This window comes from Pseudomonas sp. PKS, assembly GCF_051913525.1.
In the GTDB taxonomy this organism is placed as follows: Bacteria; Pseudomonadota; Gammaproteobacteria; order Pseudomonadales; family Pseudomonadaceae; genus Aquipseudomonas; species Aquipseudomonas guariconensis_D.
Map to the genome: position 1 here is coordinate 1 of NZ_JBEGDO010000024.1, position 23,157 is coordinate 23,157.

Here is a 23,157-nt window from a genome sequence, read left to right on the forward strand (position 1 = left end):
GCCGGTGGCGCCACCGCCAACACCGGATATTCACCCAATCTGAAAGCCCAAGCCCAAGCCCAAGCCCAAGCCCAAGCCCCTCACCCCAACTCCAACCAAATAGGCGCATGATCCGAAGGCTTCTCCATCCCCCGCAACTCATAATCGACCCCAGCCGCCTTGAGCCGCGACACCAACCCCTGCGACGCCATGATCAAGTCGATGCGCAGCCCCCGCTTGGGCTCATCCTCGAACCCCCGGCTGCGATAGTCGAACCAACTGAACCGGTCATCCACCTCAGGATGCAAGTGCCGGAAGCTGTCGACCAATCCCCAGCCCTTCAGCCGTTCCATCCATTCGCGCTCCTCAGGCAGGAAACTGCACTTGCCCGTGCGCAACCAGCGCTTGGCGTTGTCCGGCCCGATGCCGATATCGCAATCTTGGGGCGAAATGTTCATGTCGCCCATCACCAACAAGGGTTGCTCGCTGCTGAACTGGCCTTCGAGCAATGCCTGCAGGTCACCGTAGAATCGTTGCTTGGCCGGAAACTTGGTGGGGTGGTCTCGGCTTTCTCCCTGCGGGAAGTATCCGTTCATGACAGTGATGGGGGTGCCCTGTGCATCGGCAAAGGTGCCCCAGATGAAACGGCGCTGCGCATCCTCCTCGTCGCTGGCGAAGCCTTTGAACAACGACAGAGGCTCACGACGCGAGAGCAGGGCGACGCCATAGTGGCCTTTCTGGCCGTGATAGTGCACGTGATAGCCCAGGGCCTGTACCTCGGCCAACGGGAACTGATCGTCGCTGACTTTGGTTTCCTGCAGGCCGATGACGTCCGGCTGGTGCTTGTCGATCAGCGCCGCCAGTTGATGGGGGCGAGCACGCAAGCCATTGATGTTGAACGAGACGATCTTCATTGAAAGATAATCCTGATAAAAGCAGGGATGCTAGCTGACATCGGCGACCATCACCAGCATGGCACCCTATGGCCCAGGCTGCTAACGTGCCAAGGCAGCTGAAACGATACACGTCAAGACGTTTCCCGGCCCGTCAAGTCCGTTCCAGGAGGATCACCTGCAATGTCCGACGTCACTGCCGCCTCGGCCCGTGTCTGTCTGCTCGATGATGGATACCACCGCGAGGTGCGCTCGCTCCTTTATCACGCTTATCGTCACGACCCCACGCTTGCCTATGTCTTCGAGGCCCAGCGCCCAGGATATGAGCGGCGCCTTCGAATGATGCTGCGTGAATGGGTGCGACAGCACTTCTACCTTCAACTGCCAGCCATCGGTTTGCTGATGGACGACCGCTTGGTCGGTCTGGCGCTGATCGTGCCCTCGCTGCGGCGCCTGGGGGTGACCGACAGTTGGGCCTGGCGCCTGCGCATGATCCTCGGTACGGGCATACGCTGCACCCGTCGTTACTTGGATTATCAAGCAGCCCTATCCAGTGCCTTGCCTCCGGGTAGGGTGCACGTGCTGTCGCTGGTGGGCGTGCATCCTCGGTATCAGAGGCAACGTTATGGTGAACAATTGTTACAAGCTGTACATGACTGGTGCGGCGAAGACCCGCAGAGCCAAGGTGTGGTGCTCAATACTGGAAATGCACATTTTCTGGCGTTCTACCAGCGTGTGGGCTATCAGGAGGTGGGTGAAATCGCGGTAGGGCCGATCCGAGAGCGCGTTTTCATGCGTCCCAATCCGATGTCTACGGAGACTGCGATTGGGTAAGACGTTCGACAAGCGGCACCCTGAACGGGTCGCCTCTGGTAGCATTCGCCGCATGACGTATTCAGGAAGACTTACCTGGGGCCTGATTTTTTGGGCCGCCAGTACCGCAGCATGGGCCCAGAGCGAATTGAAGGTGCAGGTGAAACCGGCCAACAAAGCGCTCAAGAGCAATATCGAAAACTACATTGGCAGCCTCGGCAGCCGTGACGAGGAAGCCTTGCTACGCTTCAGTCGTGGTGCCCAGGAGCAGGCGCGCAAGGCCGCCCAGGCCCTGGGCTACTACCAGGCGCAGATCGACACCGAGGTCAAGCCGCCAAGTGACAAGGACCATCCCCCGCAACTGATCATCAGCATCGAGCCCGGCGAGCCTGTGCACTTGCGCAACGTGACCGTGCGTATCGAAGGCCCGGCCAGCGAACTCAAGGCATTTCGCATTCCCCAAAGCAAGGCCTTGCGCCCAGGTGAACCACTCAATCACGGCCTCTATGAAGACGCCAAGCGGCTGATCCAGAACCAGGCATCGCGTTATGGTTTCTTCAGTGGCCATTTCACCCGACAGCGCCTGTCGGTTGACCCCCAGGCGGGCGTGGCCGATATCGAACTCATCTACCAAAGTGGTCCCCGCTACCGCATGGGGGCTGTCACGTTCGGCGGCGATACGCCCCTGGACAACGACCTGCTGCAGCGCATGGTCTCCTTCAAACCCGGCACACCCTATGACTCCGAGCTGATCGCCGAGCTCAACAACGACCTCCAGTCGAGTGGCTATTTCGAAGGCGTACGCGTCGACGCGGCGCCGACCGCGGCGGTCAATGAGGAAATCCCGGTGGACGTTCACCTGCAAACCCGCAAGCCTCGCACCATGGGTCTGGGCGTGGGGTTCTCGACCGACGTCGGGCCACGCGGCAAGGCCAACTGGACTCGCCATTGGGTCAATGCCCAAGGGCACAGCTATGGCTGGGAGACCGAACTGTCCGCGCCTAGGCAAAACGTCGGCCTGTGGTACGACATGCCTCTGGACCCACCGCTGACCGACAAGCTGCGCTTTGCCGGCGGTTACCAGAACGAGGAGATCGCCGGTACCGATACCTTAAGTAAACTGCTGACCGTGGGGCCGGAGTGGCACAGCAAACTGCCCAGCGGTTGGCAGCGAGTGGTCTCGCTCAAGTACCAGCGCGAAGAGTACCGTCTGGGCGACGACTCGGGGTTGAGCAACCTGTTGATGCCCGGGGTCAGTTTTTCCTACCTGCGTAGCGACAACCGCATCGATCCGCACAATGGCTACCGGCTGCAGTTCGACCTGCAAGGGGCGAAGGAAGGGCTGGTGTCCGACACCAACCTGCTGCACGGCAATGTGCAGCTCAAGGGCTTGACCACCCTCGGTCAGCGCCACCGCCTGCTTGGCCGTGTGCAGTTCGGTGGTAGCGCCACCAATGGCTACAAACAGAACATCCCGCCTTCGTTGCGCTTTTTCGCAGGTGGCGACCAGAGCGTGCGCGGCTACGACTACCAGAGCTTGTCTCCGAAAAACAGCGATGGCGACCGTATTGGCGGCCGCTACCTGGTGGCTGGCAGTGCCGAGTACCAATACTCGGTAGCCGAAAAGTGGCGCGTGGCGACGTTCATCGACCAAGGCAATTCATTCAATACGCTGGAACTGCCCAGCCTCAAGACAGGCGTCGGCATCGGCGTGCGCTGGGTTTCGCCGGTCGGGCCGTTGCGCCTGGACCTGGCCCGGGCGCTGGATGAGGACGGTGGTTTGCGCTTGCATTTCTCCATGGGGCCTGAGCTGTGACACGTGTGTTCAAACCCATTCTTCTGACATTGCTGGGGTTGCTGCTGCTGATTGCCCTGGTCCTTGGCCTGCTGTTGGGCTCCGAGATGGGCAGCCGCTGGGCACTGGGGCGTGTGCCGGGTCTTGAGGTCAGCGATTTCGAGGGGCGCCTGGGCACCCGCTGGCAGGCCAGCCGATTGGTCTGGGCCGACGGCGACAACCGGGTCGAGTTGCAGGCGCCACGGTTGACGTGGTCGCCAGCCTGCCTGTTGCGCGCCACCCTGTGCGTGGACCGCCTGCAGGCCGAGCGTATCGACATGGCCTTTGCGCCAGCAGAGGCACCGGCCGAGAGCGGGCCATTGCAACTGCCCACCTTGCGCCTGCCGATTGCCATCGAGCTGGGTGAGGTCAAGGTCGGGCAGTTGCGCCTGGACGGCAACGACTTGCTGGGTGACCTGCAACTGGCTGCGCACTGGACCGTCGGTGGCTTGCGCATCGACACCTTGCAACTGAAACGGGATGACCTGCACCTGAACCTGCAGGGCGATCTGCAGCCTGAAGGCGATTGGCCGTTGCACGTGGCCGGTACCGTGCAATTGCCCGACGTGGACGGTAAGCCCTGGCAGCTGGCGCTGACGGTCAAGGGCGAATTGCAGAAGACCTTGACGCTCGAAGCCACCAGCAGTGGCTACCTCGATGCCCAGCTTAGCGGCGAGTTGCAGGCACTGGCCGAGCACCTGCCGGCCACCCTGAGCCTTCGCGCCGATGGCTTCAAGCCTTCGGCATCATTGCCCGACACCCTTCAACTCAACCAACTGCGCCTCGACGCCTCGGGCGATCTGCTCAAGGGCTACCGTCTGGCAGGTTCCGCCAGCCTGCCTGCCGAGCAAGGCCCCATTGGGCTGGTACTGGGCGGGCAAGTGGATGCCAAGGGCGCTCGCCTGGATGCGCTGGACCTCAACGCCAGCGAGACCCAACGGGTCAAGCTGCAGGCCAGCGCCGACTGGCAAAAGGGGCTTGAGGCCGGTGCCCGCATTGACTGGCTGGATTTTCCCTGGCTGCGCCTCTATCCCTTGGGGGAGCCTCCCCAGGTTACCCTCAAACGCTTCAACGCCCAGGTGCAGTACCGAGACGGCAACTACAAAGGTGACTTCAAGGGCGACCTCGACGGCCCCGCCGGGGCGTTCAACGTGGCCAGCCCTTTCGAGGGCGACCTGAGCCAGGTGCGCTTGCCACAGCTGGCCTTGACGGCCGGGCAGGGCAAAGCCGCCGGTAGTGTTGCCGTTCGTTTCGCCGACACGCTGGCCTGGGATGTGGATTTGCAACTGTCAGCGCTGGACCCTGCGTTCTGGCTGGCGGAGATGCCAGGTACCCTGGCCGGGCCCCTGCGCAGCAAAGGCGAGTTGAAGAATGAGCGCTTGCAGGTGCAGGCTCAGCTGGATCTCAAGGGACGCTTGCGGGGGCAGCCCGCCGTGCTCAAGGTGGAGGCCGACGGCGCGGGCGAGCGCTGGACGCTCGCAAGTCTCGCCGTGCAACTGGGCGACAACCGCATCAATGGCAGTGGTAGCCTGCAACAACGCTTGGCCGGTCGCATCGATCTCGATCTGCCACGCCTGGGCCAGCTCTGGCCGCAACTTCAGGGGCGGGTGAATGGCCGTCTGGATGTCGCCGGTACATTGCAAGCGCCGCAAGGGACGTTGACCCTGCAAGGCCAGCAACTTGGCCAGGCGCAGAACCGGGTCCAGCGCCTGGACCTTGACGCCAAGCTGGACAGCGCCCAACGCGCCCTGGTTAACCTGAAGGTTGGCAATATCCGCCTGGACGAAACGGCCTTGGGCAATCTCGACATCAGTGGCAAAGGGGATATCCGCCAACAGGCAGCCACCCTCGCGCTCGACGGACCGCAGCTCAAGCTGAATCTGGCATTGGACGGTCAACTGGCCAAGGGTGACTGGCGCGGCCGTCTGGCAGAGGGGCGTATCCAGGCCGGTGGCCAGGATTGGCGCTTGCAGGCTCCGGCGAAACTGCAGCGCCTGGCCAGTGGTCAGCTTGATCTGGGTGCCCATTGCTGGCGCGCCGGGCAGGCGAGCCTGTGTGGCGAGGACCAGCGGTTGATGCCCGAGCCGCGGCTGCGCTATCACCTCAAGCAGTTTCCGCTGGACAGCCTGGCCCAGTGGTTGCCGAAGGACTTCGCCTGGCAGGGCCTGCTCAATGCAGACATCAACCTGGACATTCCCGACGCCGGGCCCAAGGGCAACATTCGCGTCGATGCCAGTGGCGGCACCCTGCGGGTTCGCGACCAGGACCGCTGGATCGACTTCCCCTACCAGGTGCTGCGTCTGGACAGTACCCTTGCACCACGTCGGGTCGACACCCGCCTGGATTTTCGTGGCGAGCGCCTGGGCGAGCTGAGTCTGAGCACCCGAATCGACCCGCTGGGCAAGCACAAGCCGCTGTCAGGGGATTTCCGCCTGACGGGCCTGGACTTGTCCGTGGCGCGTCCCTTCGTGCCGATGGTCGAGCGCCTCACCGGTCAGCTCAATGGCAGCGGTCGTTTGTCCGGCACCCTGTTGAGCCCACAGGTCAATGGCAACCTGGCGCTCAGTGGCGGCGAAGTCAGTGGTGCGCAGTTGCCGGTCAGCCTCAAGAACCTTTCGCTGCAGGCGCTGATCGCCGGTGAGCAGGTACAGCTGAACGGCAATTGGCAAAGCGGCGAGGCCGGCCGTGGCCAATTGGAGGGCAACCTGACCTGGGGCCAGGCCCTAGCCATGGATTTGCGTTTGAGGGGCCAACAATTGCCCGTCAACGTCGAGCCCTATGCGGCTCTTGAAGTTGCGCCAGACCTGACCATCCGGCTGGTCGATGACAAGCTGGCGATCGCTGGCAAGGTGAAGGTGCCCAAGGGCAAGATCACTGTGCGTGAGTTGCCGCCATCGACCGTCAAGGTTTCGGATGACACGGTGATCGTCGGCCACCAGACCGAAGAAGGTGCACCGCCCATGGCGATCGCCATGGACGTCGATGTGGACGTGGGGCAGGACAAACTGTCGTTCAAAGGCTTTGGTCTGACAGCCAACCTGCTCGGGCATGTGCACATCGGCAACAACATGGATACTCGCGGTGAACTCAGTCTGGCCGACGGTCGCTACCGCAAATATGGCCAGAACTTGATCATCCGTCGGGCGCGGCTGCTGTTCGCCGGTCCGATCGACCAGCCGTACCTGGATATCGAAGCGATCCGTCGGGTCGACGATGTCATCGCTGGCATTCGCCTCAGTGGCAATGCCGAGCAGCCGACCACCAAGGTGTTTTCCGAGCCCGCCATGAGCCAGGAACAGGCACTGTCCTACCTGGTACTGGGCCGGCCTCTGACTGCCACGGGCGAGGACAACAACATGCTGGCCCAGGCGGCCCTCGGGCTTGGCCTGCTGGGCGGGGAGGAATTGACAGGTGGCCTGGCCTCGAGTCTCGGCATCGAGGATTTCCAACTAGGCTCCGAAGGCTCGGGCAACAGCACCAGCGTGGTGGCCAGCGGTAACATCACCGAGCGGCTGAGCTTGCGCTACGGCGTCGGGGTGTTCGAGCCGGCCAATACCATCGCGTTGCGCTACAAGTTGAGCAGAAAGGTTTTCCTGGAAGCGGCCAGCGGCTTGGCCAGTTCCCTGGACATCTTCTACAAGCGCGATTTCTGAACGCTTCGCAGCCTTCAGCAAACGTTTCGAGTGCCTCATCCCCTCAAGGGGTGGGGCGCTTTGCGTTGGAGAGGCGCTCAAACAATTGGGCCTCGTGCTGCTGTGGCACTTTCGCCAGCAGGTCTCAGCGTGCGTGATCTTCCTGCCGGCGGATATTGCCGATCTGGCGCAAGCTCAAGCCGTACTTGTCCGCCAACAAACTACGCGAAAGACCATCAGCACTTTCCTGTTTGATCTGCAGGTTTCGCAGTTGGCGCAGGAAGTGATCTGGCTTCGGGATTTCCAGGGCGACACCGGCAAAACGTTTGATCAGGCTTTGCAGGGCCTCCGGGGGCAACACATCGGCAAGTTTGGTGCGCTCCAGGTGTTTGGGGATGTATTTGGGGCGTCCGCCGTAGGCGCATGTCAGTCGGTAGGCGCTCTCTATACCGATGCATTCGATCAGCGATTGCAGGGAGTGGGGCAGTTGGGAAATATCGATGCGATTGAGGTCTGGCAGTTCCATTGGTGATTCCTCGAAGAAATAAGCAGGCGCAGGGCATGGTGCTCCATGGCGAATGGCGGGCGGGCTTTGCCTCATTGGGCGAAGTCGTCGTCGGCCTGACCTTGATTCTCCGGCAGTCGCAAGTGGGGTCGCTAGGCGCCAAGCGGATCGGCGGGTGTAGCCTTCTGGCGCGAGGTTTTGCAGGCAGCGAGGGTCGATCACGTAGGATGTAGCGTCAACAAAGCCCTGGAAGCCTTGATGACTCGTTTTCTGGTCTGCTTGGCGCATCGGAGGGTGACCCTACCTTCGCCCCATAAGGCAGGTGCCGGGGAAGGGCCAGAAGCAAAAGCGCCGCCTGTGAGGGGGGACGTTGTATCATGGCCTCGGCTCGTCGCGAGCCTTATGTCCCTGATGTCGCAAGGAACCTTCGATGACACATGTGCAACGCTTGAAATACTCGATCCTGATCATCCTGGTGGTGCTGGGCATCATGCTGGGCCTGTCCTACCTGCAAAAGCAGGGAACCATTACCGAGCAGACCTTCCAGTACATCGCCATCGCCATTGCCGTAATCGTGGTGGTGATCAACGCAATCCTGCGTCGCAAGGTGGGGCCCAAGCCTTGAAGCAGGTGGGCCGGCCAGCTCAGGCCGGCCATGGATTCAACGGGCGGTGGCTTGCTCCAGCACGGCCCGGGCCTCGGGGGTGAGGCTGTAGCACTTGTCGTTGCCCAGGCTGATCACGCCTTCGGCGCACAGCCGCTTGAGCACCTCGCGCACACTGAGAAACGACAGAGGGATGTCCAACTGCTCCAGCTGCGCATGGATGCCGCGCACCCCGATGCTGCGTCCGTCGCGATCGGCGGTGTGCAGGGCATCGATGACTTTGAGGCGGATCAGGCTGGTACGCAGGCCAAAGGTTCGCAGCAATTCGCGGATCTGCTCGTTGCCGGCACGCACCTCGGCGCCGGCAACCGCTCTGGCCGCGGCCAGGCGAGGGCCGCTCTGCAACGCAGGTTGTGGGTTGTACATGTGAATGCTCCTTTTCGTGGGCTGTCCCGAAATCATGAGTGCCTCACTTGATAGGACGAATGAGGCGGGCAAAACCGCAGCCCTTGGCGAAAAAAATCGCTGCTTTGTGTTGAAGACGTCGCACTGGGTTGCCTTGCGTAAAATTTCCATCGGGCTGTTCGTCTGACCGGGATGACCCTTCCAATCCCAGGAGTGCCCGTGTCCATACCTCTGCGTCACCTGACCCACCTTGGTCTGGCAGCCGTGCTGCTCAGCTCAGGCCTTGCCGCGCAAGCCCTCGAAGCCACTGGCGAGGCGTCGGCGCAAATCCGCCGGACCACTTTTGGCGTCCCGCATATCCTGGCCAAGGACGAACGAGGCCTGGGGTATGGCATCGGCTATGCCTATGCCCAGGACAACCTTTGCCTGCTGGCCAACGAAGTGCTTACCGTCAATGGTGAGCGTGCGCGCTACTTCGGTACTCAGGGCAAGACGATCGAGCAGCGTGAGAACCTCGACAGCGATACGTTCTTCGCCTGGCTCAATACCGACTCGGCGGTCAACGCCTTCCTCCAGGCCCAGCCCGCGCCGGTGCGCCAACGGCTGGAGGGGTATGCCGTGGGCTACAACCGCGCCCTTGCCGAGCGCAAGGCCCAGGGGCTGCCGGTTGAATGCGGCGATGGTGACTGGGTGCGGCCGATCACCAGCCAGGACCTGGCCAAGCTCACCCGTCGGCTGTTGGTAGAGGGGGGCATCGGTCAATTTGTCGAGGCGCTGGTGGCGGCCACACCACCGCAGGCGGCCGCTCGGGTGGAGGGGCGGGACTTCAGCGCCGCTGTGGCGCGCCAGGCGCAGTTCGCCTCGGCCCGAGGCAGCAATGCGGTAGCGGTCGGCTCCGAGCGTTCCTCCACTGGCGGTGGCCTGTTGCTGGCCAATCCACACTTCCCGTGGGAGGGGGGCATGCGCTTTTATCAGATGCAACTGACCATCCCGGGGCAGTTGGATGTCATGGGAGCCGCGCTGCCGGGCTTGCCACTGATCAACATCGGCTTCAACCGCCGCCTGGCCTGGACTCACACGGTCGATACCTCCAAGCACTTCACCTTGTACCGCTTGCAACTCGACCCGAAGGACCCCACTCGCTATCTGCTCGATGGCAAGTCCGTGCCGCTGACCCGCCAGACCCTGAGCGTGACGGTCAAGGGTGAAGATGGCCAGCTGCAGCGCGTCCAGCGACAGGTCTATGCCTCGAGCTTCGGCCCGGTGGTGCAGTGGCCTGGCCGGCTGGACTGGGACCGGCAACACGCCTACAGCCTGCGCGATGCGAACCTGGAGAACACCCGGGTGTTGCAGCAGTGGGATGCGATCAACCGTGCCGACAGCCTGGACAGCCTCAAGCAGGCAGTGGGGCAGATTCAGGGCATTCCGTGGGTCAACACCCTGGCGGTCGATGCCGCAGGGCGTGCCGCGTATTTGAACCAGTCAGTGGTGCCCTATGTGGACCAGGCGCTGCTGACCCACTGTGGCGATCCGGCGGCAACCGAGCCACTGGTGGTGCTGGATGGCTCGCGCAGCGTGTGCCAATGGAAGAGCGATACGCAAGCGGCTCAGCCGGGTATCTTCCCGGCGCGGCGTCTGCCAAGCCTGGAGCGCCGCGACTTCGTGCAGAACTCCAACGACCCGGCCTGGCTGGCCAACCCTGCGCAACCGTTGACTGGTTACTCACCGTTGGTCAGCCGCGACGGCCTGCCGCTGGGCCTGCGCAGCCGTTTTGCCCTGCAACGCCTGCAAGGGCCCGGCAAACTCGGGATGGCCGAGCTGCAACGCATGGTGCTGGATGATGAGGTGTACGCCGCAAGCCTCGTGCTCCCGGACCTGCTGGCCTGGTGCCAGGCGGCGCCGGCCGATGTGCACGACGTATGCGCAAGTCTGGGCGCCTGGAATGGCAAGGCCGACCTGGAAAGCGGCGTGGGCCTGCTGCACTTTGCCAATATTGTCGAGGCGATGGCCGACCACCCTGAAAGCTGGCGTGTGGCCTTCGACCCGGCTGATCCGCAGCATACGCCGCGCGGGTTGGCGGTGGAGCAGGCGTCTGTGAGCAAGCGTGTACATGAAGCAGCGCTGGCTTCGCTGGCAAGGATGGGCGAGGCGGGTGTGAGTGCCGATCGCCAGTGGGGACAGATCCAGCAGGCGGCCGATGGCACACCCGTGCCGGGCGGGCCTCAGGAGCTTGGGGTGTACAACGCGATGTACAGCGTCCCTGCGGGTGCGGGCAGACAGCAGGTAGTCAGTGGCACCAGCTATCTGCAGTTGGTCAGCTTCACCCGGCAGGGGCCGCAGGCGTTTGGGTTGCTGGCGTTTTCGCAGTCAAGCGAGGCCGCATCGCCCTATGCCAGTGACCAGACCCGTGCGTTCTCTGCAAAGCAACTGGCGCCGATCCCGTTCACCGAGGCGCAGATCAAGGCTGATCCGCAGTATCGGCAGTATGTGATCCGCGAGGGGGACAAGGCGGTGGTGGCCGGCACAGGTCATTGAGCCAAGAAGGGGCGCTTTGCGCCCCAATCAAGGCAGCCCCGAATCAAGGGAAGTCGAACGGGGCCAGTTGGAAGCCCTGTTCGTCGACCTGCAATGCCCAGCCACGGCGGTCCCAGTCACCCAGCACGATGCGTCGGGCCGGCTGACCCTCGACCACCAGTTTGTGAAGCGCTGGCCGGTGGGTATGGCCGTGCACCAAGGTGCGCACGTCATGGGCTGCCATCACCTTGGGGACTTCCTCGGGCGTGACGTCGACGATCTCGGTGGACTTCATGCGTGTCTGCGACCGGCTTTCGCTGCGCAGCTTGCGTGCCAGCTTCTGCCGGGTGGACAGCGGCAGATGACGCAGGATCCACAGGCTCAGCGGGTTGCGCAGGTAGCGACGCAACTTCATGTAGGCCAGGTCGCGGGTACACAGGGTGTCGCCATGCATCAACAGCACCGGCTCGCCACCGAGTTGCACCACGCTGGGGTCGGCCAGCAGGGTGCAGCCTGCCGCTTCGCAGAAGGCCTGGCCGATGAGGAAGTCGCGGTTGCCGTGCATCAGGTAGATCGCCGTGCCGCTGTCGCTCAGCCGGCGCAGGGCTTGGCAGATCGACTGCTGGAAAGGCGTCATGGCATCGTCGCCGATCCAGGCTTCGAAGAAGTCGCCGAGGATGTACAGCGCCTTGGCATGCCGGGCACGGCCGTCGAGCAGATCAAGAAACGCCCGGGTTATGTCCGGGCGTTCTTCTTGCAGGTGCAGATCGGAGATCAGCAGGATCACTCAATGATCTCGGCTTTCTCGATGATCACGTCGTCCTTCGGCACGTCCTGGTGGCCGGCCTTGGAACCGGTGGAGACGCCTTTGATCGCGTCGACCACGTCACGGCCTTCGATCACTTCGCCGAATACGGCGTAGCCCCAGCCTTGGACGTTCTTGCCGCTGTGGTTGAGGAAATCGTTGTCGGCGACGTTGATGAAGAACTGCGCCGAGGCGGAGTGTGGCTCCATGGTGCGGGCCATGGCAATGCTGTACTTGGCGTTCTTCAGGCCGTTGTCGGCTTCGTTCTGGATCGGGGAACGGGTTGGCTTTTGCTTCATGCCCGCTTCGAAACCGCCGCCCTGGATCATGAAGTTGTTGATAACGCGGTGGAACACGGTGCCGTTGTAGTGACCGTCCTTGACGTACTGAACGAAGTTTTCGACGGTTTTCGGTGCCTTTTCGCCATCCAGTTGCAGGACGATGTCGCCGTGGTTGGTGCTCAGTTTGACTTTGGACATGCTGAATTCGCTCTTTAAAAGGCATTCGGGAAATGGGCTGCGCAGGGCGCGTACTGTCACCTGACGCAGGATCGGGCGACCGCGACACAAGGCGCGCGTCGGCCATTTTGCATGGCTTGCGACAAATCGCGCCAGTTTGTCGGTGCCCGGCTGTCAGCAGCTTGACTGCTTCGGCTATGATAGGCCCTTTGATTCAATCGGCCTACCCAGGCCGGATACCAGCATTCAAGGATCCTATGAGCAAGCCCACTGCCGAAAACGCGCCCAACGCCGCTGCCAAAGGCGCCCCCGCCGTCCCTGCAAACTTCCTGCGGCCGATCGTCCAGGCCGACCTGGACTCGGGCAAGCACAGCAGCATCGTCACCCGTTTCCCGCCGGAGCCCAATGGTTACCTGCACATCGGCCACGCCAAGTCGATTTGCGTGAACTTCGGGCTGGCCCAGGAGTTCGGTGGTGTCTGCCACCTGCGTTTCGACGACACCAACCCGGCCAAGGAAGACCAGGAGTACATCGACTCCATCCAGCGTGACGTCAAATGGCTGGGCTTCGAGTGGGCAGGCCCGGTGCGCTACGCTTCGGATTACTTCGACCAATTGCACGACTGGGCCGTGGACCTGATCAAGTCGGGCAACGCCTATGTCTGTGACCTCACCCCCGAGCAGGCCAAGGAATACCGCGGCAGCCTGACCGAGCCAGGCCGCAACAGCCCGTTCCGCGACCGCAGCGTCGAGGAAAACCTCGACCTGTTCGCGCGTATGAAGGCCGGTGAGTTCAAGGATGGCGAGCGTGTGCTGCGCGCCAAGATCGACATGGCGTCGCCTAACATGAACCTGCGCGACCCGATCCTGTACCGCATCCGTCATGCCCACCATCACCAGACCGGCGACAAGTGGTGCATCTACCCCAACTACGACTTCACCCACGGTCAGTCGGACGCCATCGAGGGCATCACCCATTCGATCTGCACCCTGGAGTTCGAAAGCCACCGTCCGTTGTACGACTGGTTCCTGGACAAACTGCCGGTTCCAGCGCGTCCGCGCCAGTACGAGTTCAGCCGCCTGAATCTCAACTACACCATCACTTCCAAGCGCAAGCTCAAGCAACTGGTTGACGAAAAGCATGTCGACGCCTGGGACGACCCGCGCATGTCGACCCTGTCGGGCTTCCGCCGCCGCGGCTACACGCCGGCCTCGATCCGCAACTTCTGCGAGATGATCGGCACCAACCGCTCCGACGGCGTGGTCGACATGTCCATGCTCGAGTTCAGCATCCGTGACGACCTCGACCGCACCGCGCCGCGAGCCATGTGCGTGCTGCGTCCGCTGAAGGTGGTCATCACCAACTACCCGGAAGGCAAGGTCGAGCAACTCGAGCTGCCGCGCCATCCGAAAGAAGACATGGGCGTGCGCGTGCTGCCGTTCTCCCGTGAGCTGTACATCGACCGCGACGACTTCATGGAAGAGCCGCCCAAGGGCTACAAGCGCCTGGAGCCTGCTGGCGAGGTGCGCCTGCGCGGCAGCTACGTGATCCGTGCCGACGAGGCCATCAAGGATTCGGACGGCAATGTCGTCGAGCTGCGCTGCTCGTATGATCCGGACACCCTGGGCAAGAACCCCGAAGGCCGCAAGGTCAAGGGCGTGATCCACTGGGTGCCGGCCGAAGGCAGTGTGGAATGCGAAGTGCGCCTGTACGACCGTCTGTTCCGTTCGCCGAACCCGGAGAAGACCGATGAGGGTGGCAGCTTCCTGGACAACATCAACCCGGATTCGCTGCAGGTGCTGACCGGCTGCCGTGCCGAGCCGTCGTTGGCCCAGGCCGCGCCTGAGGACCGCTTCCAGTTCGAGCGCGAAGGCTACTTCTGCGCCGACCTCAAGGACAGCCAGCCGGGCCGTCCGGTGTTCAACCGCACCGTCACCCTGCGTGACTCCTGGGGCAGCTAAGGAATCGCCGTGCTTACCATCTACAACACCCTGAGCAAGACCAAGGAAGCCTTCAAGCCCCTGGACGGCAACAAGGTGCGCATGTACGTGTGCGGCATGACCGTGTACGACTATTGCCACCTGGGCCACGGCCGCAGCATGGTCGCCTTCGACCTGATCACCCGTTGGCTGCGCAAGAGCGGCTACGAGCTGACCTATGTGCGCAACATTACCGACATCGACGACAAGATCATCAACCGCGCCAATGACAACGGCGAGCGCTTCGATGAGCTAACCGCGCGCATGATCGATGCCATGCACGAAGACGAGCGCCGTCTGAACATCCTGCCACCGGATCAGGAGCCCCGTGCCACCGACCATATCCCTGGCATGCACGCGATGATCCAGACCCTGATCGACAAGGGCTATGCCTACGCACCGGGCAATGGCGACGTGTACTACCGGGTCGGCAAGTTCGTCGGCTACGGCAAGCTGTCGCGGCGCAAGATCGAAGACCTGCGCATCGGCGCGCGGATCGAAGTGGGCGAGGCCAAGCAGGACCCGCTGGACTTCGTCCTGTGGAAAGCCGCCAAACCGGGCGAGCCGAGCTGGGAGTCGCCATGGGGCCCGGGCCGTCCGGGCTGGCACATCGAGTGCTCGGTGATGTCCACTTGCTGCCTGGGCGAGAGCTTCGACATCCACGGCGGCGGCAGCGACCTGGAGTTCCCGCACCACGAGAACGAGATCGCCCAGAGCGAGGCGGCCACCGGCAAGCCTTACGCCAATGCCTGGATGCACTGCGGCATGATCCGTATCAACGGCGAGAAAATGTCCAAGTCGTTGAACAACTTCTTCACCATCCGCGATGTGCTCGACAAGTATCACCCTGAGGTGGTGCGCTACCTGCTGGTGGCCAGCCACTATCGCAGTGCCATCAACTACTCCGAGGACAGCCTGCGTGAGTCCAAGGGTGCCTTGGAACGCTTCTACCACGCGCTGCGCGGTCTGCCGCGTGTCGAAGCCAAGGGGGGCGAGGAGTTCGTCGAGCGTTTCAGCGTGGCGATGAACGACGATTTCGGTACGCCGGAGGCCTGCGCCGTGCTGTTCGACCTGGTGCGCGAGATCAACCGCCTGCGTGACAGCGACCCTGAGGCCGCTGCCGGTCTTGCGGGTCGTCTGCGTGAGCTGGGAGATGTGCTGGGTGTACTGCAACTGGACGCCGACGATTTCCTGCGTGCCGGTGCCGAGGGCAAGGTCGACGCCGCTGAAGTGGAAGCGCTGATCCAGGCGCGCTTGCAGGCGCGTGCGGACAAGAACTGGGCCGAGTCCGACCGTATCCGTGACCAGCTGACCGCCATGGGCGTGGTCCTGGAAGACGGCAAGGGTGGTACCACCTGGCGCTTGGCCGACTGATCGATGTGCTGATTGGGGCTGCTTTTGCAGCCTTTCGCGAGTCAACCCGCGAAGGGCCGCAAGGCGGCCCCAGTTGTTACTTGGCTAGCCCCGCCAATGGGCAATGCAGCATCAGCTTCGCCCCTCCCAGCTCGCTGCTTCCCACCTCCAGCCGGAACCCATGCAGGTCGACGATCGCCGCGACGATCGACAGCCCCAGTCCGAACCCCGGATGGCGATGGCCTTCCTCGCTGCGATAGAAACGCTTCAACACCGCCGCACGCTCTTGCTCCGGAATCCCCGGCCCGCTGTCCTCGACGGCGATGTACAGGCCGCTGGCATACTCACGCGCCTGGATCCGTACCTGCCCACCCTCCGGTGTGAACTTGATGCCGTTACCCACCAGATTGGCCAGCGCCTCGAACAGCAGTTCCCGGTCCCCGTGCAGCGCTGGCAGCTGCGCGGGCTGTTCCAGGGTCAGGCGGATGCCACCATCTTCGGCCAGCGGCAGGTAGAAGTCGTACAGCTCCAGCAGCAAGGCGTGGGGATCGAGCTCGACGAACCCGGCGCGGCGCTGACGGTCCTCCAGCTCGCTGATGCGCAAAAGGCCGCGAAAGCGCGCCATCAGCGTGTCGGTCTCGGCAATCGCCTGCTCCAGGGCCTGGGCCTCGGGCGCGTTGTCACCGCCTTGCTGGCGGATCCGGTAAAGCTGCGCACGCAGGCGAGTGAGGGGCGTGCGCAGGTCATGGGCGATGTTGTCACAGACGCCTTTGACCTCGTGCATCAGCCGTTCGATGCGGTCGAGCATGGCATTGACGATGGCCGCCAGCATGTCCAGCTCGTCACGCCGCGCCGAAAGCGGCAGGCGATGGGTGAGGTCGCCCGCAACAATCAACTCGGCTTGGGCCTGGATTGCCCGGATACGCTTGAGTGGCCGCCTGCGCAGCAGGTACCAACCTGCGAAACCGGGGATCAAGGTCAGGGAGATGCCCCAGAGCAAGGCATGCAGGATGATCCGTGTGACCACGAATAGCGAGCCGTTGTCGCGGACCAGCACCAGCCAGCGACCATCCTTGATGTGGATCGCCACGGCGTCGCAGCTGTCGCGGGGCAGGAGTGGGTCGTCGGCATCCAGGCATCGCTTGAGTTCGTGGACTTCGCCATCGAGCCCGAGCTCCGGCGGGATGAAGCGCACGCGTCCGCCAATGGGGTTGAGCTGGGCGTCGAACAGGCCGTAGGCGTCGAAACCGCGCTCCTCGAACGCCTGGCTTGCGATCAGCGCGTCGTCGAGCTGTTTGCCGCTCATGTGGGAGAACAGGTGCTGGCGTTGCAGCATGGAATGGCGGGTGAGCTTGTTCAGGTAGCTGGAGACCTCGAAGTACAGCACCCCCATGAGGATGCTGCTCCAGGCCACGAACAGGAAGCTGTACAGCGCCAGCAGGCGGCTGGTCGAGGAACTCCAGCCCTTAGACGGGTTCGGCAATGGCATAGCCGGAGCCCCGCACGGTACGGATGAGCGGGTTCTGGCCAGGCGGGTCGATCTTCTTGCGCAGGCGACCGATGTGCACGTCGATCAGGTTGGTGCCAGGGTCGAAGTGGTAGCCCCAGACTTCTTCGAAGATCATCATCCGGGTGATGACCTGTCCGGCATGGCGCATCAGGTATTCCAGCAGCTTGTATTCAGTCGGTAGCAGGTTGAGGGTCTGCTCGCCGCGGCGTGCTTCGTGGCTGATCAGGTCCAGCTCGAGGTCGGCGACCTGCAGGCGGGTCTGGGTCATAGGCACGCTGTTGCGGCGCAGCAGCACCTCGACCCGTGCGGCCATCTCGTCGGAGGCGAACGGCTTGGTCAGGTAGTCGTCGCCGCCGGCGCGCAAGCCGCGCACGCGCTCATCGACATCGGAGAGGGCGCTGATCATCAGGATGGGGGTGGCGATCTTGAGGTTGCGCAGGGTGGTGACGATGGTCAAACCATCGACCTCGGGCAACATGCGATCGAGGGTGATCAGGTCGTAGCCACCACCGATGGCCTTGGACAGGCCTTCCCGGCCATTGTCGGCCCAGTCCACTTCCAGGCCATGGCTGGACAGTTCGGCGACGATCTCCTGGGCGGTGACGGCGTCGTCTTCGATGGTCAGTACGCGGGGCATGCTAGTACCTGGGCAGCGATTGGAGACTTGATTGTGCCAAAGAATAGACACTGCGCGATTTAAGAAAAATTCATCTGCTGCATCAAGACCTGATCGGCCTGTGTCTACGGGGCCGAGATCACCCTTGGACCTTCGGTGAATGGGCGGGTGCATTCGCGGGTAAACAAGGGAATGGCCAATGAAAAACGGGGCATGCCATTGCTGGCATGCCCCGTTTTCAGGGGAGGACGGAGCCTCAGGCGACCTTGACGATCCAGCCGGCTGGCGCTTCGACGTCGCCGCTCTGGATGCCGGTCAGCTCGTTGTAGAGCTTCTGGGTGACCGGGCCGACCTTCTCCAGGTCATGGAAGACGTGCAGCTTGCCGTTGTACTCGATGCCGCCGATCGGCGTGATGACAGCGGCGGTACCGCAGGCGCCGGCTTCGACGAAGCGATCGAGGTTGTTGATCTCGACGTCACCTTCGACCACTTTCAGGCCCAGGCGCGAGGCGGCCAGTTCCATCAGCGACAGACGGGTGATGCCCGGCAGGACGGAGGCCGATTTCGGGGTGACGAACTCGTTGTCCTTGGTGATGCCGAAGAAGTTGGCCGAACCGACTTCCTCGATCTTGCTGTGGGTCAGCGGGTCCAGGTAGATGGCATCGGCGAAGTTGTTCTTCTTCGCTTCGGCGCCTGGCATCAGGCTGGCCGCATAGTTGCCACCGACTTTGGCGGCGCCGGTGCCTTGCGGGGCGGCGCGGTCATAGCTGGAGATCGTGAAGTTGTGCGGTTTCATGCCGCCCTTGAAGTACGAGCCGACCGGGATGGCGAAGATCGAGAAGATGAACTCCGGCGCGGTGCGCACGCCGATGTTGTCGCCGGTGCCGATGACGAACGGACGCAGGTAAAGGGCGCCTTTGCCGTGCGGAGGCACGAAGCGCTCGTTGGCCTTGACCACTTGCTTGCAGGCCTCGATGAACACATCGGTCGGCACTTGCGGCATCAGCAGGCGGGCGCAGCTGCGCTGCATGCGGGCGGCGTTCTGGTCAGGGCGGAACAGATTGATCGAGCCGTCCTTGCAACGATAGGCCTTCAGGCCTTCGAAGCATTGCTGGCCATAGTGCAGGGCGGTGGAGCCTTCACTGATGTGCAGCACGTTGTCTTCGGTCAGGGTGCCTTTGTCCCACTCGCCGTTGCGCCATACGGACAGGTAGCGCTTGTCGGTCTTGATATAGTCGAAGCCCAGCTTGTCCCAGTTAATGCTCTCGTTACTCATGACACCCTCTTGTAATGCCTAGGGCCTGATCGCTCAGGCTGCTTTTATATGCGCACCTCGCCACGATAATACATCCGCCGCGGATCCGAAACGTCCAGTCATGAATTGCCCAGACGGGCGACCGGCTGGTCAGCCCTTGCGAAGACGCGGTGCGCTGAATCTTTTCATTCAGCCTCAAGCGAAGAGTTGGCCCGTTACCTGCTATGTCCCTGCCAAAGAATTTGATCAAGTGGTCAGGCCTGCAGGGCGCCCAGCGCTGCATCTGACCCGCGTCGCGGCCACAAGGCCGTGTGTTTTCGGGGGCTGGTGGATGTCGTTGGCGCAGCGCAAGGAACAACTCGAACAGCAACCCGGCTGGAGCGCCTGCCTTCAACTGCGCTTCACCCAGTGCGAAGGGGTGACCCGCCTTGGTGCGCGACGGCACTTCGGTCCTCTTTTGGTGCAGCGTCCGTTCCATCCCGAAGGTGCACCCTGTCATGTCTATGTCCTGCATCCGCCAGGTGGCATCGTCGCCGGTGACCGGCTGGAGTTGGAGGTTCATCTAGAGCCTGGCAGCCACGCACTGCTGACCATGCCGGGGGCGAGCAAGTTCTACCGCAGCATCGGGCCTACAGCACGGCTCACGCAGCGGTTCCACCTCGCGGCGGGCAGCACGCTGGAATGGCTGCCCCAGGACAGCATCTTCTTCAACGGCGCGCGTGCCAGGCTGGACAGCCGCTTCACGCTCGAGCCCGGTGCCCGGTTGTTGGCCTGGGAGACCCTGTGCCTGGGGCGACCGGTCATGGGCGAACGCTTCGATCAAGGCGCACTCGACAGCAGCCTGCGCATCGAGCTGGCAGACGACCCTGGGCTGCAGGAGCGTTTGCGCATCGAAGGCGGGGGCTTGGACAAGCTTGGCGGCCACCCCCTTGTCGCCACGTTTTGCGCAGCACCCGCCGACCCGGCCCTGCTCGAGCGCGTGCGCCAGGCACTGGAGGGCTTGGGCAATCCTGCTGGCGCTACCTTGCTGGGGCCCTTGCTGGTGATCCGCCTGCTCGACCATGACAACCAACACCTGCAATCCACCCTGCAGCGCCTCTGGCACCTGCTGCGTCCGGCTGTCCTGGGCCTGGCGCCGTGCCCGCCGCGCATCTGGGCCACCTGAGAGAGAGGCCATGGAGCTGACCCCAAGAGAGAAAGACAAACTGCTGTTGTTCACCGCAGCGTTGCTGGCCGAGCGGCGGCTGGCCCGTGGCTTGAGGCTCAACTACCCGGAGGCGGTGGCGCTGATCAGCGCCGCTGTGCTCGAAGGTGCCCGTGATGGGCGCAGTGTCGCCGAGCTGATGAGCCTGGGACGTGAGGTACTGGGACGAGCGCAGGTGATGGAGGGCGTGGCCGAGATGCTCCATGACGTTCAGGTCGAGGCGACCTTTCCCGACGGCACCAAGCTGGTGACCGTGCATGACCCCATCGTCTGAGGAGCCGAGCATGATCCCCGGAGAAATCCAGGTCGCCGACGGCGACATCGAACTCAACAAGGGCCGCCCGACTGTCAGCGTCAGTGTGGCCAACCACGGCGACCGCCCGGTGCAGGTCGGATCGCACTATCACTTCTACGAGGTCAACGATTGCCTGGTCTTCGAGCGTGAGGTGGCCCGGGGCTATCGCTTGGACATTCCGGCCGGCACTGCGGTGCGCTTCGAACCCGGGCAGGCCCGCACCGTGCAGTTGGTGGCCTATGCCGGCAAGCGGGAGGTGTACGGCTTCCAGGGCAAGGTCATGGGCGCACTGGAGGGTAGGGCATGAGTCGGATATCCCGGCAGGCCTATGCCGACATGTTCGGTCCGACGGTCGGCGACCGTGTACGCCTGGCCGATACCGCCCTGTGGGTCGAGGTGGAAAAAGACTTCACGGTCTATGGCGAGGAGGTCAAGTTCGGTGGCGGCAAGGTGATCCGCGACGGCATGGGCCAGGGCCAGATGCTCGCCGCCGAGGCGATGGACCTGGTGCTGACCAACGCCTTGATCATCGACCACTGGGGCATCGTCAAGGCCGATATCGGCGTGCGTCATGGGCGTATCGCCGCGATCGGCAAGGCGGGCAATCCTGATGTCCAGCCGGGGGTCACCGTCCCCGTCGGGCCGGGCACTGAAGTGATTGCCGCCGAGGGCAAGATCGTCACTGCCGGCGGCATCGACTCGCACATCCACTTCATCTGCCCGCAACAGGTGGAGGAGGCCTTGACCAGCGGCGTCACCACGTTCATTGGGGGCGGCACCGGGCCGGCCACCGGCACCAATGCCACCACCTGCACGCCCGGCCCCTGGTACTTGGCGCGCATGCTCCAGGCCGCCGACAGCCTGCCGATCAACATCGGCCTGCTGGGCAAAGGCAATGCTTCGCGGCCCGAAGCCTTGCAGGAGCAGATCGCCGCCGGAGCGGTGGGCCTGAAGCTGCACGAAGACTGGGGCTCCACGCCGGCTGCCATCGACTGCTGCCTGGGCGTGGCCGAGGCGCTGGACATCCAGGTGGCGATCCACACCGACACGCTCAATGAGTCCGGGTGTATCGAAGACACCCTGGCCGCCATCGGTGATCGCACTATCCACACCTTCCACACCGAAGGTGCCGGTGGCGGTCATGCGCCGGACATCATCCGCGCAGCCGGGCAGGCCAATGTATTGCCATCTTCGACCAACCCGACGCTGCCCTATACAGTGAACACCGTCGACGAACACCTGGACATGCTCATGGTCTGCCATCACCTGGACCCGAGCATTGCCGAGGACGTGGCCTTCGCCGAGTCGCGCATACGCCGCGAGACCATTGCCGCCGAGGATATCCTCCACGACATGGGGGCTTTCGCGATGACCTCTTCGGACTCCCAGGCCATGGGGCGGGTGGGCGAGGTGGTGCTGCGCACCTGGCAGGTGGCGCACCAGATGAAGCTACGCCGCGGGCCGCTGTCGCCTGACAGCGATTACAGCGACAACTTCCGGGTCAAACGCTACATCGCCAAGTACACCCTCAACCCGGCCCTGACCCATGGTATCGCCCATGAGGTGGGATCGGTGGAGGTGGGCAAGCTTGCTGACTTGGTGCTCTGGTCGCCGGCCTTCTTCGCCGTCAAGCCAGCCCTGGTGCTCAAGGGCGGAATGATCGTCACGGCGCCCATGGGCGATATCAATGGCTCGATTCCCACGCCGCAACCTGTGCATTACCGGCCGATGTTCGGCGCCCTCGGTGCGGCCCGGCACGCCACACGCATGACCTTCCTGCCGCAATTGGCCATGGACGGGGGCTTGGCCGAGACGCTTGGCCTGCGCAGTCTGATCGGTGTGGCCCGCGGCTGTCGGCGGGTACGCAAGGCCGACATGGTCCACAACAGCCTGCAACCGCTTATCGAGGTGGATGCCCAGACCTATCAGGTGCGCGCCGACGGCGAGCTGCTGGTGTGCGAACCGGCCCGCGAACTCCCGTTGGCCCAGCGTTATTTTCTGTTCTGAGGAAAACCCATGATTGTCCTGACCCGTCGACTCAACGAAGCCGGCGTTGTGACCGGCACCGTTACCCTGGACGTGGATAGCCGCATCAAAAGCCGCCTGCGTATCACCTTGGACGACGGCCGTGAGGCAGGCCTGATGCTTGAGCGCGGTCACCTGCTGCGAGGCGGCGAGCTGCTCGGTGATGCCGAAGGTCGCCATGTGGTGCGGGTGCTTGCCGCGCCCGAGCAGGTATCTACGGTGCGTTGCTCCGACCCGCTGCTGCTGGCCCGCGCGGCCTACCACCTGGGCAACCGCCATGTGCCGTTGCAGATCGAACCTGGCCTGCTGCGTTTCCAGCACGACCATGTCCTGGACGAGATGCTACGCGGCCTGGGCTTGAGCGTGGTGACCGAGCGGGCACCTTTCGAACCCGAAGCCGGGGCCTACCAGAGCGCGCCCCATCATCACGGCCACGACCATCAGTTCGTGCGCCTGCCTGCCCATTGCTGAGCCATCC

At 63.3% G+C, this 23,157-nt stretch carries 20 protein-coding genes; 12 read left to right on the plus strand and 8 right to left on the minus strand.

Annotated elements, in window-relative coordinates; genetic code table 11:
• Positions 1-80: 80 nt before the first annotated feature.
• On the minus strand, positions 81-893 hold the full coding sequence (gene xthA / locus ABOA88_RS19960) for an exodeoxyribonuclease III (RefSeq protein ID WP_196170580.1): 813 nt from the start codon (positions 891-893) through the stop codon (positions 81-83).
• 162 nt (positions 894-1,055) lie between these two features.
• On the opposite strand from xthA, the gene ABOA88_RS19965 reads away from it, so the two are divergent.
• The 3 genes from ABOA88_RS19965 to ABOA88_RS19975 are packed head-to-tail and all read left to right on the plus strand — an operon-like array spanning position 1,056 to position 7,172.
• Positions 1,056-1,706 (plus strand): GNAT family N-acetyltransferase, encoded by a 651-nt coding sequence (locus ABOA88_RS19965; RefSeq protein ID WP_196170581.1) that lies wholly within the window; start codon positions 1,056-1,058, stop codon positions 1,704-1,706.
• 52 nt (positions 1,707-1,758) lie between these two features.
• Positions 1,759-3,501 (plus strand): autotransporter assembly complex protein TamA, encoded by a 1,743-nt coding sequence (locus tag ABOA88_RS19970; protein ID WP_196170656.1) that lies wholly within the window; start codon positions 1,759-1,761, stop codon positions 3,499-3,501.
• A complete protein-coding gene (locus ABOA88_RS19975; protein ID WP_367852054.1) occupies positions 3,498-7,172 on the plus strand; it encodes a translocation/assembly module TamB domain-containing protein in 3,675 nt (1,224 codons plus the stop codon). Before ABOA88_RS19970 ends, ABOA88_RS19975 begins: the two co-directional genes overlap by 4 nt.
• Positions 7,173-7,296: 124 nt before the next feature.
• Here the strand turns inward: ABOA88_RS19975 and ABOA88_RS19980 are convergent, their stop codons facing one another.
• Entirely contained in the window at positions 7,297-7,677 is a 381-nt protein-coding gene (locus ABOA88_RS19980) for a Mor transcription activator family protein (protein ID WP_196170583.1), read from the minus strand.
• Between the two features lie 409 nt (positions 7,678-8,086).
• Between ABOA88_RS19980 and ABOA88_RS19985 the strand changes: the two genes are divergently transcribed.
• A complete protein-coding gene (locus ABOA88_RS19985) occupies positions 8,087-8,281 on the plus strand; it encodes a hypothetical protein (protein WP_070091226.1) in 195 nt (64 codons plus the stop codon).
• A 36-nt stretch (positions 8,282-8,317) separates the two neighbouring features.
• Here the strand turns inward: ABOA88_RS19985 and ABOA88_RS19990 are convergent, their stop codons facing one another.
• Complete coding sequence (locus ABOA88_RS19990; protein WP_367852053.1) at positions 8,318-8,686, minus strand: fe2+ zn2+ uptake regulation protein; 369 nt, start codon at positions 8,684-8,686, stop codon at positions 8,318-8,320.
• A gap of 219 nt (positions 8,687-8,905) precedes the next feature.
• Between ABOA88_RS19990 and pvdQ the strand changes: the two genes are divergently transcribed.
• Positions 8,906-11,200, plus strand: a complete 2,295-nt coding sequence (gene pvdQ / locus ABOA88_RS19995) for a bifunctional acylase PvdQ (protein WP_437437109.1) — start codon at positions 8,906-8,908, stop codon at positions 11,198-11,200.
• A gap of 43 nt (positions 11,201-11,243) precedes the next feature.
• On the opposite strand, the gene ABOA88_RS20000 is transcribed toward pvdQ, so the two are convergent.
• On the minus strand, positions 11,244-11,966 hold the full coding sequence (locus ABOA88_RS20000) for a UDP-2,3-diacylglucosamine diphosphatase (RefSeq protein ID WP_196170586.1): 723 nt from the start codon (positions 11,964-11,966) through the stop codon (positions 11,244-11,246).
• Positions 11,963-12,463 carry a peptidylprolyl isomerase gene (locus ABOA88_RS20005; protein WP_070574583.1) on the minus strand — a complete coding sequence of 167 codons (501 nt, stop codon included), beginning with the start codon at positions 12,461-12,463 and terminating at the stop codon, positions 11,963-11,965. Before ABOA88_RS20005 ends, ABOA88_RS20000 begins: the two co-directional genes overlap by 4 nt.
• A 236-nt stretch (positions 12,464-12,699) precedes the next feature.
• On the opposite strand from ABOA88_RS20005, the gene ABOA88_RS20010 reads away from it, so the two are divergent.
• Positions 12,700-14,403: a glutamine--tRNA ligase/YqeY domain fusion protein gene (locus ABOA88_RS20010; protein ID WP_367852051.1), complete on the plus strand. Its 1,704-nt coding sequence runs from the start codon at positions 12,700-12,702 to the stop codon at positions 14,401-14,403.
• A 9-nt stretch (positions 14,404-14,412) separates the two neighbouring features.
• Positions 14,413-15,795 carry a cysteine--tRNA ligase gene (gene cysS / locus ABOA88_RS20015; RefSeq protein WP_043211339.1) on the plus strand — a complete coding sequence of 461 codons (1,383 nt, stop codon included), beginning with the start codon at positions 14,413-14,415 and terminating at the stop codon, positions 15,793-15,795.
• Between the two features lie 76 nt (positions 15,796-15,871).
• On the opposite strand, the gene ABOA88_RS20020 is transcribed toward cysS, so the two are convergent.
• From ABOA88_RS20020 to ABOA88_RS20030, 3 genes are all read right to left on the minus strand, one after another.
• A complete protein-coding gene (locus ABOA88_RS20020) occupies positions 15,872-17,263 on the minus strand; it encodes a sensor histidine kinase (protein WP_367852050.1) in 1,392 nt (463 codons plus the stop codon).
• A complete protein-coding gene (locus ABOA88_RS20025; RefSeq protein ID WP_070091218.1) occupies positions 17,241-17,921 on the minus strand; it encodes a response regulator transcription factor in 681 nt (226 codons plus the stop codon). The genes ABOA88_RS20020 and ABOA88_RS20025 overlap by 23 nt, the downstream gene beginning before the upstream one ends.
• A 235-nt stretch (positions 17,922-18,156) precedes the next feature.
• Positions 18,157-19,176, minus strand: a complete 1,020-nt coding sequence (locus ABOA88_RS20030; protein WP_070574590.1) for a branched-chain amino acid aminotransferase — start codon at positions 19,174-19,176, stop codon at positions 18,157-18,159.
• A 310-nt stretch (positions 19,177-19,486) separates the two neighbouring features.
• On the opposite strand from ABOA88_RS20030, the gene ABOA88_RS20035 reads away from it, so the two are divergent.
• The 5 genes from ABOA88_RS20035 to ureE are packed head-to-tail and all read left to right on the plus strand — an operon-like array spanning position 19,487 to position 23,150.
• A complete protein-coding gene (locus tag ABOA88_RS20035) occupies positions 19,487-20,320 on the plus strand; it encodes an urease accessory protein UreD (protein ID WP_196170589.1) in 834 nt (277 codons plus the stop codon).
• A 10-nt stretch (positions 20,321-20,330) separates the two neighbouring features.
• Positions 20,331-20,633: an urease subunit gamma gene (locus ABOA88_RS20040; protein ID WP_043211330.1), complete on the plus strand. Its 303-nt coding sequence runs from the start codon at positions 20,331-20,333 to the stop codon at positions 20,631-20,633.
• Between the two features lie 10 nt (positions 20,634-20,643).
• Positions 20,644-20,961, plus strand: coding sequence for an urease subunit beta (locus ABOA88_RS20045; protein ID WP_196170657.1), 318 nt, complete (start codon positions 20,644-20,646; stop codon positions 20,959-20,961).
• A complete protein-coding gene (gene ureC, locus ABOA88_RS20050; RefSeq protein WP_196170590.1) occupies positions 20,958-22,661 on the plus strand; it encodes an urease subunit alpha in 1,704 nt (567 codons plus the stop codon). The genes ABOA88_RS20045 and ureC overlap by 4 nt, the downstream gene beginning before the upstream one ends.
• 9 nt (positions 22,662-22,670) lie before the next feature.
• Positions 22,671-23,150 (plus strand): urease accessory protein UreE, encoded by a 480-nt coding sequence (gene ureE, locus ABOA88_RS20055; protein ID WP_367852049.1) that lies wholly within the window; start codon positions 22,671-22,673, stop codon positions 23,148-23,150.
• Positions 23,151-23,157: the final 7 nt, after the last annotated feature.